The organism is Mucilaginibacter sp. Mucisp86, assembly GCF_047324315.1.
Lineage (GTDB): Bacteria > Bacteroidota > Bacteroidia > Sphingobacteriales > Sphingobacteriaceae > Mucilaginibacter.
In genome coordinates this window covers 4,688,951-4,701,071 of the sequence record NZ_CP168503.1, presented here as the reverse complement: position 1 = coordinate 4,701,071, position 12,121 = coordinate 4,688,951, and the positions used below count along the sequence as shown (strand labels likewise).

The window sequence follows — 12,121 nt, the reverse complement described above, 5'->3', positions numbered from 1 at the left end:
TGACGTACGGGAGATAGTGTACCCCCTACACCTATGTAACATTTTTTTAAAAAAATTTGTGCAGGAGTGCAGCCATCGCAATGAGCAGGTGATGGCTCAGGCTTAAACGAAGTCGTTTAATTGCCTTAGTAATTTGATTTTCAACGGTTTTTTCCGAAATCCCAAGCAATTGGGCTATCTCCTTGTTGCTTTTATATTCCTTACGGCTCAACTCAAAAACAGATCGGCATTTATCGGGCAGGTGGCTGATTTCAGTTTCGAGCGTATGGGTCAGATCGCGCAGCATGATCGCGTCTTCTGTTCCGGTATCGGTCTCGGTAGTTAGCAATTTAAGCGCTTCAGTATGTTTTGCGCGGATGGCTTGTTTACGGTACTGGTCAACCACCTGGTTTAAAACTGCAAGGTGCAGGTAACCACCAATGGTAGTATTAATTTGCAGCGTATGACGTTTATGCCAAAGGTTTGAAAATATCTCCTGAACAACTTCTTCGCACAGCTCTTTATTTTTTAAGCGCTTGTAAGCATCGCCATACAGCTTCTTCCAATAGCGTTGATAAATTTCCCTGAACGCACTAAGCTTATCCTGCTGCAGCAATCCCAACAAATCCTCCTCTGTCAGCCTGGTAAAATCGTTCATTTGTTAAATAACGTGGCAATTAATATTAATAAGATTGGCAAAACTCAAAATAATTAAGGCAACTAACAAGTCATGAATTGTAATACTTTTAATATAAAACCCTCATTATGTTGCTTTGACACAATAATATAAACACGTTGTACTGTTGATTTTACAGCAAACAGGGCGGGATTTCATGCCCCGGCTTGTTCGATTTTAAGCAGATTTATATTGACTGTAAATTGACACAAAATAACATTTTTTGCTACGGAGTGGGGTAAATACCGTTATGAAGAATAGAGAGGTATGATTTATAATAATAATAATCTTGTGGAAAAGGTTTTAATCCCGATATGATTTATCCAAAACTAACAAGCAGTTTAAAAACGATAAAAAATGGCGTCATTGCGAGGAGGAACTACAAAGGAATCCCCTACTTACAGAGCTGCCACGTATAGTTTGGGATTGCTGAGTACCCCGCAATGACGTGATTGTAAGTTATTGATTATTAGCTATATTTTCCTGATCAGTTTTATGAATATGGGCGTTGCCTGCGGCCGGGCTATCCGCTCATACGCCTGCAGGCATTACGCTCGTTGGCCGGTATCCGCTCCTATCCCTAACGCAAATTGAGAGTGTATTATATAAATTGTTCTAACCACTCGTTATCCTCCCTGTAATAATTTCTCATTTAGCCAATTCACAAAGCTTTAGCCTGAGTCGACTCATTCCCCGCCAAATCAACAGCTCCCACACTCAACTTACTGCCTTTACTTACCACAAAATGATTTAACGGTGTAAAACCTATCCGTTTGCCATTACTGTAAATATTATAACCCAGCATCCGCTTATTATCTGTAGATGTCTGCCATTTTAAAATTCCGGTAGCTTTAACCAATTTTACTTGCTTTGGTGCAGTTGGCGGTATTTTATCCGGATCGAGCTGTGCCACGCAGTTCATCAGCGCACGGAAGGTGTGGTAAGTACCTTTCCAGATCTGGCCTTTGAGGGCTGTTTTATATTGAGGTTGCTTATCTATACCGCCCTGGTACCAGTCGCCGTGCTCATGGTCAATGAGGTAGGTTTGGGTGTATTGCCAAAGGGCTTTAAACTTGTCAAAGTAGTGATGCTTATCCTTCGGATATTTGGCAGCCATGATGAGCAGTGTGTTAAGCCCCTCGGCTTGCGCCCACCAATTTTTGGTATCCTCGGTAATGGTAAGTCCGGGTTTGTCTTTAAAGTAATAGCCCTCATCGTAAAAACCGCCCACTTTGTTATCCCAACCGTTATCCAATGCGTCATCAACCATTTTTTTACCTATCTGTAAGGTTTTGGCATCATCTTCTATACCTAAAGCATGCGAGGCTTCAAGCATGAGGTAAGCCGTTTCCACATTGTGGCCGTACGAAATATGATCAAGACTATGATGCTGTTTATAAACCGCCAGGCTCGAATCGCGGTAAGAAACAGGCGTCCAATCCGGTTGAAAAAACAGGATGAGGTTACCCTTGTCGTTTGTGATCTTATCGCGTACGAGCAGCAGCATTTCCTTCAAACGTGTTTTGAGTAATTCATCGGGCCAAACGCTGTACAGTTCGGTAAACGATTCGAGTAAGTGAATAGATGAGTTTTGATCTTTATAGCCTGTTTCGGCAGTTGATTTTATGCTTGCATCCCTTACAATAGGCGTACCATCGCGTTGCATATGCTGGTAGTAACCTTTATATATCGGGTCGTGAGCGTGTTTCTCCAGCCACCAAAAACCTTGCTTAGCCAGGTTCAAGGCACTGGTATCGCCCGATGCCTGGTAATAAGCAGCAAGCGCGTAAATGGCAAAGGAGTTTCCATAGGCTTCTTTAGGTGCAAAGCCGCCCTGTTTTGGATTGCCTTGTTTATCCGTAAAAATATAAAAGCCGCCATATTGTTTATCCCAAAACTTATCTCTCAAAAATTCAAAACCGTGACGAGCCCCCGCTATATAATATTTTTTGTCGGGGAAAAGTTCAGCGGCTTTACTATTGCTCCAAACATGGCGCGCCTGGGTTACTATCATTTTATCCTGATTACCCGTCGGCTTAAAATCATACGTAAACGCGCTTAAAAAACCTCCATCGACAGTATCAATGGCAGCCGGATACCAGGGTTTAAGCAATTCATCAACCATGGATATTTGCATTTCATGAGCTATCTCTTGTTTTTCGGTTTGGCTATTTTGGGCAAATACAGTGGTTGTGGTACTTATTAATACTGAAAGTAAAGTGATCTTCAATTTCATAAGCTTACTTTTTATTTAAAACATGATCAGCAGCCAAAACCAGGAACAGGTAATCGGTTGTGCCGCCGCCCAAAACGTATTCGCCCTGCTGCCACAGGTAAGGCCAGTTAAGCAATTCAGGAAAATCCGGGCGGATAAGCGCCGTGCCAGATGTGATACCACCGGGAATATACGAGCGGTCGGCCCGGTTAAAGCCGTAAGCTGTAGTCATTGATCGTGAACCCACGCCCGATACAAATGAAGCAGTATTGGAACCCGGATGGCAGCCCAGCACAAAATCAATAGCATGCAACATATAGGTATCGCTGAAAACGGCCGGGAAACCTGCATATAAAAAGTACTGTTTATAACCAAAATTCTGAATGCCCCAACCTGCTCCCCAAATGTTTGGTTCATATGGTACACCATAAGGTGTTTTGGTTCCTTGCAGCTGAATTTGAGCGTATAACTTTTTAACGGCTTCGGTTATTTTGTTATGATAATTTGCGTCGTTGATGAGCCCCATGGTACGGCCAACAAGCCATCCTGTATTATCAATACTATTAGCGATGGCATCAGTATTGTTAACCAGATAATCGGCATAAGTTTTATCTTTTGTGGTAATGAACAGTTCGACAGCCAAAGCTATACGGTGACGCAGAGTTTGATCGGCTGTATTTTTCCAAACCTCCTGTGCTATTTGCAGACATTGCGTAGCAAGCGTATCATTATAACCCTTCATCACACGACTGGCTGCGGCCAACGCTGCCGCAGTTTCCAATGAGCGACCAGGATTATCCTCTGTAAACACCCACCTGTCGTCAGCCGCAGCGGGAGTTTTCAGTACGGGATCGATGTTATTGGCATTGGTTACAAAAGGTTTGTTGTCAGTAATATTTGCGGCATCGCCCAAAATAGTGTATTGCCTGATGGTTGGCTCTATAACGCCACGGTAAAAGCGGCCCATAGCCTGGTAACCACCTGTAATGGCTAATAAACCATGCTCAATCTGTTCCAGCATATCCGGCTTACCGTCGGGCTGGTGAATTTCTACAATATGGTTCTTTTGGTCGATAGTGGTATTATCATACTTCACATCAAAAGCCTCATAAGCTAATGTAAGCCCATGTACCGTTTCGGCCTGCGATTCAACCCTCAGGTCAAAATCACCTGCATCATGCCAGGCACCACGGTCAAGGAAGGGCACGTTATCACCGGGTTTATATTTATTAAGCGTGCTGTGTCCCTGGATATAGCCATCAAAATGATTGGAATCAATTGGAGCCATCCGGGCATCATCCATATGGCACAGGCCATGCCATACGCGGTACTTTTCGTTAACACGCATATGACACATTTGTATCGGCAAAAAGTAGGAAAGTGTTGGCTGCCATACATCATTCTTAAATACATCGGCACTGATCTGGAATGGCTCTGTTTGATAACTGCCGTATTTCACAACATACATACCCTGCTTGGTGATCTTGGTAAAATCAAATTGCAGGTAATGATATCTCAGGAAATCGCCCCAGTTGGCGGGTGTAGCCTTTAAAGCCGTTGTAAGTCCACCGTTTTCATTTATCCTTAGCAGCGATACCGGCAAAACCTTTTTATCATTTTTATCCAGCTCAATTACAGCTATCTTCTGCTGCGCCGGATGATACCCCACCTGTGATACCTGCACCACCGGCTGCGATTGCCAGCCATCTACTGCATTTGGTGTTACCAGCCATTCTATCGCATTTTTTGAAGCGCCTTTGGCAACTAATGAACGTACCACAAACCAGCCATTATTGTGCTTAGCCCGGCCGTCAAGCAGTTGCAGATTACCGCCCGACAGGTTTTCGATGGTCATCCTTTGCGGGTCAGCTTCAGGCACTATGGTTAGTTTTTTGCCTTCGGCCATGGGCAGTACCTGGGTTTCGCCTTCTTTATCGATATAAGTTTGTCCATCGGCCTGCTGCGGAAAAATACCGAACTGCTTATCCATATAGTACGATTTGCCAAACAGAATACCGGGGAATAGCTCCAGGTTAAAGCCCACCTTACCTATCCAGTTATCCGGCAGCGGTTTATCCAAATCAACTATGATCCGAAATGCTTTACCTGCCGGAATCACGCGGATATTATAAGCAAAATTCAGATCGGGATAAATAATAGGGTTAAAGCCATGACGGTTCATGTCCGGGTTAGGGAACTCCATGCGCACGCTTACCTCGCCGGTTGCTTTATTAACCACACGCTTACCTACCTTGGGTATAGGTGACCACTGCCCCGGCGTAGGTTCCAGCCGGATATCGCCATTGGTAGCTACACGCTGCCCGTTTTGGATAATGCCTACCCCACCCTGGTGCCCCTCGGGATAAAAATCATGGGCAAGCATCACGTTTACGCCTTTATATTCAAGGTATTCCTGCGCGTTAAGCTTCATTAAATTAGCGGCAGGTTTAACCTGCGCGCGTAAAAAACGGGGTGATACGCAACAGGCAGCAATTATTGTTGCTAAGATAAATTTAGATTTCATCAGGATATTGGTTAACCGGTAATATGCAATACGATATTTGCACGGCTAAAAATAATCCGGTAGCAGAGGCACGATATAATGATATATTAACATTTTGTTGCTGATTTTATACCATAACAGGGATTTTACATTGAAAACCCATCAACTAAAAACCAGCAAACACAAACACAAAACACTAATTACCAATTAATTAAAATAAAAATACCTACCATTAGGTATTCATTTTATTCATTAATTGATTTAAATTTGATTACCATTAATACCTGCGTGCCGAAAAAGGGATCAAAGAGTAGGCAACAATCCTTAAACCAATGGCCTTTCCTTTATTTTTAGCTGCAACGGCTTCACGGCCTTTGCAAACTCCCTGTTTAAAAAAAAGCGTTTTTAAATTATTGGCAGGCACTTTTATTCTTGGTCACCCGGCATTAGTTTGTGCTCAACCGGCAAATTCTGATAGTGTAAGAAACTATACCGGTAAAAAAGATTCTGTAGCTCAAAAAGCAATGCTTCCCGATTCTATCTTAAATATTTATAACCTGAGCGGGCGAAAAGATTCGGCCAGGCTCAATGAAATTATCGCTATCAGGCTCAAAACCACACTCCCTATTGATTCGTTCAAAACCCTGTATGTTGATGACATTAAAGTGGGAGAAACTGCTTTTTGGAGCAGTAACGATTATGAAAAAATAGTTTATTTCAAGATAGATGAATCGGTACAAAACCTGGCCGTTCAGTTTTTAGCCAGCAAATCCATTGATAAAGCCCGTATCCCGGTATATTTTTCTGTAGGTTATTCGGGTGGTTACATAACCAAAGGACTAATAAAAACGCAACTTGAGGTTAAACAAAAAATAACCCGGGTTTGGGTATGGATAATGGCCGTTGTAATGGCCGGTTTTCTGGCGATGGGTTTAAAAAACAATATCTTAAAAGATGACGCCAATTTATACTACAGCCTGAGCCGCACGCAACTACTGTATTGGACAGTAATTTTCTCGGTCACTTATTTATATATATGTAATGAAACAGGCGCCTTGCCGGATATTCCCGGTTCGCTGCTGGCTATCCTTGGCATAAGTGCCGCAACAATGGCTACGGGTAAGCTTATAGAAAACGACCAAAAACCTAAAACCGAGATTGATCCTAAAGCACATAGCGAAGGTTTTTTTCATGACATCCTTTCCGACCGGAGTAGCATTAATATCCAGCGCCTTCAAAATGTGCTGTTCAATATTTTGTTCGGACTAATTTTTATACAGAAAACAGTTTCATCAAATCTGTTACCTGATTTTGACAACAACATTTTACTGATGATGGGGATCAGCGCGGGAACTTACGCCGGTTTAAAAGCCACCGAACCCACCAAAGACCAGGTAACAGAGCAACATGACTCAACTACTGTTGGGAATGAAAAACCAACTGACCAACCCGCCGGAGATGACAGTAAAGGAACAGGGGGCAAAACAAAATAAAGTATCTGAATACCTTAACTTAAAACTATCTCTTTAAATTTCCATGTAAATCTCAGTTGTTACTTCCCCTTCGGTAAAGGTAAGGATCTGATAACCTGCGTTGGATTTTAATTGGATTTGATGTTCCTTAATATAGGTAAAAAGATCACCATAACCTTTCATGATGGCTTTCATGGGGTCGCCGGTAACTTTAGTGTACAGGAATGTACCTGCCATATCCATAGCCGAAAGGGATGTTGACGACAGGTCTGCATTACCTTCCGATACCACGCCCTGAAAGCTCCTCTGTTCGGCCGCAGGGGTAACCTGTGGATCGTCATAATAAATGCCGCAAATTTTAAATGGAATAAAAGCAATCTGAGCTGCGGTTAATTCATTTTGTACAGCTGTAACATATGACGAAGCTTCTGCATAGCTTCCTGTAAATATTTTCCCAATAAGCTTTATGGGATTGTTAACCTCTATAATCTGTACAGTACCTTCCATATCGGTTCGCTTTAAGATCAGCTAATATAACTGCATTTTCATAACAATTTACATCACCTTGCATTTGTTTGCCGTAGCCTTTCCTAATTGGTTACCCTCCCGGCTTATCCCCATGCAGCTCCTGCTTATTTAAAAAACCTTATTAGATAATAAAATACAAATAAAAAAATAAGTATTTATACGTTTCCAAACCATAAAAACACCCTTTCACACAATTTCACACCTGTTAACTTTGCCCCATAAGAAAAAATACAGAAATCAACACGAACAATAAATAATTTGTGAGAAATTTTTTCACAGTAGTATAAATATTTTCTCACTTATATAATTTATCACTACCAACATAAAATACAATTAATACAGCTATATTACCCGCATATTAAACCTATAATATCATGAAAAAACAACCTCTTAACTTATTCAGACCAATTGCTGCCGCGGCTATTATTTGCTTGTTTTTTGCCATGACATCATGCAAGCAGGCTACCCAATTTGCGCAGGTAAAGTACACTGCTGCCCAGGTTAACCATTGGCTTGACTCGTCAACAACAGACAGTTTCATTTTTCAGTTTTACAGCCCCCAGGTTGATGATGTTAAAAAGCCCTACCAGCTTGTATCATATATTCTTGATACCGCAGGCAATTACCTTAATCCGCTGCATCCAGACACGCTGGCTATTGCGAAAGACACATCTGTTAACTTAACCGGCCCCGTGGTTTTAGGCAATACCTATCTAACCAAAAAAGCAATAGTAGCTGTAATATCTACCGATGCCGGAGGCAAACGCGATTATGACTATCTTGTTTTCACACCCAAGATCGTAGCTTCAAATCAGCATCTGGTATACGCTATAGGTTTGGTAAAAGACGGAAAGTTCATTAATTATGCAGATAAAGACACGCAGGATATTGATTCAAACCCATCTCCTCCGGCAAAAATGTAATATCGGCTAAAACTGTTGCATAGTGGAACAGCTAATTAAAGGCATATCTGACTGGTCGGAGGTTTGGGCACTGCTCATTCCTTTGGCCATTCTCTGTTTAAAGAAAAAACAGCCCGCCTTTAATAAACCTGTTGTTATTTATTTATGGACAGCGCTGGCAATTAATGTAACTATTGATGTAATATGGAAGCTTAAAACAATAATACCGCGCCCGTTTAACACCAATAATTACCTGTATAACGTACATTCCGTAATCAGATTGTTATTGTTCAGCTCATTTTTTATAAAACTAAACCAACAGTTTTTATCCAAAACCAAACGGATAGTTCCGTATATTTTTTTAGGGTTTGTGCTTGTCAATTTCAGTTTTTATCAAAACTTTTTTGATTACGGGCAATTGAGTAGCAGACTGCTTTCGTTTGAGGCGGTAATTATGATGTTTTATTGTATGCAGTATTACCTGTTTAAAATAACAGACGATGAAGAGCCAGGTAAAAAACAACCCGAATTTTGGATTGTTACCGGGCTGGGCATTTACTACACTATAAATTTTTTCATTTTTTTGCTATACAATGAACTTACAATACGCCTGCACAATTTTGCCATAAGCCTGTGGAATATCCACAATTTCACGTATACCATTTTATGTGTATTTATAGCGAAAGGGTTATATGAAACAAACGAATGATGATATCAGGCTCCTGCTCTTTATGGGTATTGCGGTTATGCTTTCCTTATTCGCAAGTATATTGCTCATTTTTATATTTTTTCAGCGTAAGAAATACCAGTACCAGCAAAAAATTCAAAAACTGCATCAAACCCAGCAAAACCAGTTGATTGAAGCCGCCGTGCGAAGTGAGGAAACTGAACGCCATCGCATTGCCGAAGAGTTACACGACGAAGTGGGCGCTATTTTATCAGCATCAAAATTGCACCTGCAGGCAGTAAAGATCAATGTTATTGATAAAAACAACGAACCGAGATATGAAAAAGGACAGGAACTGCTTGACATGGCCATTAAACAGGTGCGCGGTATTTCGCACAATTTGCACTCAAGTATCCTGAAGGAGTTTGGCCTGAATGAAGCGATCAGACATTTTGTTGAGAAGATAGCAAATAACGACCTCATTTTTATTACCACAGATCTGGATGATTCATACGCAACCGAAACCAATGAAAATGATATCAGCATCTACCGCATGGTGCAGGAGTTAATGAACAACATACTTAAACATGCCAGGCCTCAAAAAATCCATATTACATCAATTTATAACCAGGATGCATTAAACATCAGCATTTTTCATAATGGAAAGGGACTCAGCCACGCACAATACGAAGAGCTGAAGTTTAATAAACAGGGCCTTGGCCTCAAAGCTATCCAAACCCGTATTATTTTGCTGAAAGGCGAAGTAGCGTTTAATTACAAACCCGAAGGATATTACATCAATATCAGTATCCCCCGGGCAATTACTATTTAACCATTACAACAATCAAAAATAAGGCGATGAAACCTATTAAAATTGCCATAGCCGATGATTATACCATATACAGGGATGGCCTCAAAATTGGCCTTACCCAGGATGAGAACCTGGAAGTAATGCTTGAAGCCGGCGATGGTGAAGACCTGATAAAGGGCATTGAAACGAATATGCCTGATGTAATTATCATGGACCTTAAAATGCCCGTTATGGATGGCATGGAAGCAACCAAACACATCAAAAAGAAGTATCCTGATATGAAAATTTTAGTAGTGACCATGTACGACGATGAAAAGTTTGTGATCCACTTAATGGAGATTGGCGCTAACGGATACCTGTTAAAAAATGCAGAAGCAGAGGAGATCAGGAGAGCAATATATTCCGTATACGAAACAGGTTATTACTTTAACAATATTGTAAGCAACGCGTTATTAAAGAAACTGGTGATAAAAGGCAACGTCAAACCATCTTTTAAAGAAGGGGTTGAACTTACCGAACGGGAACAGGATGTACTGAAACTGATTTGTGCCGAAAAAACAGCCAACGAAATGGGGCAGCAACTTTTCCTTAGCCCACGCTCGGTTGAAGGCATCAGACAACGTTTGATAGATAAAGTGGGAGTACGCAATACGGCCGGGTTGGTAATGTTTGCTGTAAAGAACGGAATAATATAAAGCTTCTAAAACGGCATTACAACTGCAACTTCTTTAGCAAACGCCATTTTACTTTAACAGTTCACCATCGTTTTACTTAAAACAAAACAATAGAAAGCAAAATCAACAGATATAACCTATAAAAAACAGATTATAAGTGTAAAATCAGAAGCTCGAAATAGTAAAAATTCATTCAAATGGAAAAAGTTATTAAAAAATTACCATAAAAATTCAATTTATTGCCAACAAATACAATTTTCATTGATATTTTTACAACAGATTTGACTGATTGATTAATATTTGAATGAAAAGAAGTATTCAATGCGATAATAACACCTGTTTTTTATGCAAAGGATGTATAAAAGAGTGGCTCCCCGCAATAGCAGCTAATAAAAAGAACTTTGCTGTAAAAAAAGGGCAGGTTATTTTCAGTGAGGGCGACCCTGTAAAGGGAATTTACTTTGTTTATGAAGGCAATATAAAAGTTCACAAAAAATGGGGAGCAGATAAAGAACTTATTATCCGCTTTGCCAACAAAGGGGCTATTTTTGGCCATCGTGTGCTGGGTAAACACGCTACCCACTACCCTATTTCGGCAACCGCTTTAGAAGCTGGCATCATATGCTTCATCGATATGGACTTTTTTGAGGCTACTTTAAAGGTAAATCCTCAGTTTACCTACCAGCTGATGTTATTTTTTGCCGATGAACTGCAGGAAGCCGAACGCAAAATGCGCAACCTTGCCCACATGCCGGTAAAAGGCCGCGTAGCCCAGGCCCTCATAAGCCTGAAAGAACAGTTTGGCATAAACCCCGATGGACATATCGATGTTGAACTTACACGACAGGACCTTGCCTCATACGCCGGCGCTACTTACGAAACCGTTTTCAGGGTGGTTAACGAATTGCTGCAGGAAAAACTGATCAGCACAAACGGCAAAAAGATCAGTATTATCAATCATGACAAGCTTTTTCTTTTAACGCAGGATGACGAACTGTAAAAGGAGGCTTTTAAATTAGAGCAGAATTTAATTTAATCCTTTAAATGGATTTATAATTTCCAGTTGTGAATCTATGATTTGACCATCATTCATATCTTCGGAATATAATATTGAACAACCGGACTCCAATGCTGTCGCTACAATTATTGAATCAAACAACTGAAAATCATATTTATTCATAATCTCCAAGGCACGCAGCATCATAGGTTCATTTACCGGAACATAAACACATTGCTGCAAATACATCTTTATCAGATCAGCAACTTTATGCTTTGAAAATTTCCATTTCCGCAGACAAACATTAATAAATTCACTAAGGTTTTGAGAACAAAAGATAGGATTATCAGCAATTATTTGAATAGCTTCTGCTTGCTTTGGGGGTAAAAAGCATCTAATGCGTAAAGCAAAATATTAGTATCGACAGCGATATCACTCATAATCATTGGCTTCATCCCTGTCAAACCTATAACCACCACTATTGAAGGTAAACCCCTTTAATCTGTCTTTCAAATACCCAACTCTTATTTCTATAGGTGTAGTTTCTTTTTCAATTGATTTAGTTTCATCGACTGAAAATGCGATAATTTCAATCATCTTTCCAACCAAATCGTCCGGTAGCTCAAGCGTAAGACTCTTTTTGTTAGATTTTAATATTGTTCTTATCATAACATCAAATTTACAAAATTCAAGCCAT

Annotated in this window: 12 protein-coding genes; 6 read left to right on the top strand and 6 right to left on the bottom strand. The window is 40.5% G+C overall.

The annotated features are described in order from the left end of the window. Window positions 1-46: 46 nt before the first annotated feature. From ACEN9X_RS20000 to ACEN9X_RS19990, 3 genes are all read right to left on the bottom strand, one after another. Complete coding sequence (locus ACEN9X_RS20000) at window positions 47-637, bottom strand: RNA polymerase sigma-70 factor (RefSeq protein WP_413666806.1); 591 nt, start codon at window positions 635-637, stop codon at window positions 47-49. A 679-nt stretch (window positions 638-1,316) separates the two neighbouring features. After that, window positions 1,317-2,891, bottom strand: coding sequence for an AGE family epimerase/isomerase (locus tag ACEN9X_RS19995; protein WP_413666805.1), 1,575 nt, complete (start codon window positions 2,889-2,891; stop codon window positions 1,317-1,319). 4 nt (window positions 2,892-2,895) lie between these two features. Continuing rightward, entirely contained in the window at window positions 2,896-5,394 is a 2,499-nt protein-coding gene (locus ACEN9X_RS19990; protein ID WP_413666804.1) for a glycoside hydrolase family 9 protein, read from the bottom strand. Between the two features lie 311 nt (window positions 5,395-5,705). Here ACEN9X_RS19990 and ACEN9X_RS19985 point away from each other — a divergent pair, with 311 nt between their 5' ends. Then, window positions 5,706-6,866 (top strand): hypothetical protein, encoded by a 1,161-nt coding sequence (locus ACEN9X_RS19985; RefSeq protein WP_413666803.1) that lies wholly within the window; start codon window positions 5,706-5,708, stop codon window positions 6,864-6,866. Window positions 6,867-6,899: 33 nt separating this feature from the next. Here ACEN9X_RS19985 and ACEN9X_RS19980 read toward each other — a convergent pair whose 3' ends face one another. Next, window positions 6,900-7,352 (bottom strand): hypothetical protein, encoded by a 453-nt coding sequence (locus tag ACEN9X_RS19980; RefSeq protein ID WP_413666802.1) that lies wholly within the window; start codon window positions 7,350-7,352, stop codon window positions 6,900-6,902. Between the two features lie 395 nt (window positions 7,353-7,747). On the opposite strand from ACEN9X_RS19980, the gene ACEN9X_RS19975 reads away from it, so the two are divergent. From ACEN9X_RS19975 to ACEN9X_RS19955, 5 genes are all read left to right on the top strand, one after another. Next, window positions 7,748-8,296, top strand: a complete 549-nt coding sequence (locus ACEN9X_RS19975) for a hypothetical protein (RefSeq protein WP_413666801.1) — start codon at window positions 7,748-7,750, stop codon at window positions 8,294-8,296. Between the two features lie 22 nt (window positions 8,297-8,318). Beyond that, window positions 8,319-8,984, top strand: coding sequence for a hypothetical protein (locus tag ACEN9X_RS19970; protein WP_413666800.1), 666 nt, complete (start codon window positions 8,319-8,321; stop codon window positions 8,982-8,984). Then, window positions 8,968-9,774 carry a sensor histidine kinase gene (locus ACEN9X_RS19965; RefSeq protein ID WP_413666799.1) on the top strand — a complete coding sequence of 269 codons (807 nt, stop codon included), beginning with the start codon at window positions 8,968-8,970 and terminating at the stop codon, window positions 9,772-9,774. Before ACEN9X_RS19970 ends, ACEN9X_RS19965 begins: the two co-directional genes overlap by 17 nt. A gap of 26 nt (window positions 9,775-9,800) precedes the next feature. Beyond that, window positions 9,801-10,448, top strand: a complete 648-nt coding sequence (locus tag ACEN9X_RS19960) for a response regulator (protein WP_413666798.1) — start codon at window positions 9,801-9,803, stop codon at window positions 10,446-10,448. A gap of 283 nt (window positions 10,449-10,731) precedes the next feature. Beyond that, window positions 10,732-11,427 (top strand): Crp/Fnr family transcriptional regulator, encoded by a 696-nt coding sequence (locus ACEN9X_RS19955; RefSeq protein WP_413666797.1) that lies wholly within the window; start codon window positions 10,732-10,734, stop codon window positions 11,425-11,427. Window positions 11,428-11,454: 27 nt separating this feature from the next. Here the strand turns inward: ACEN9X_RS19955 and ACEN9X_RS19950 are convergent, their stop codons facing one another. Both ACEN9X_RS19950 and ACEN9X_RS19945 read right to left on the bottom strand, forming a co-directional pair. Beyond that, a complete protein-coding gene (locus ACEN9X_RS19950; RefSeq protein WP_413671148.1) occupies window positions 11,455-11,787 on the bottom strand; it encodes a PIN domain-containing protein in 333 nt (110 codons plus the stop codon). A 69-nt stretch (window positions 11,788-11,856) separates the two neighbouring features. After that, window positions 11,857-12,093, bottom strand: a complete 237-nt coding sequence (locus ACEN9X_RS19945) for a hypothetical protein (RefSeq protein WP_413666796.1) — start codon at window positions 12,091-12,093, stop codon at window positions 11,857-11,859. Between the last annotated feature and the right edge of the window lie 28 nt (window positions 12,094-12,121).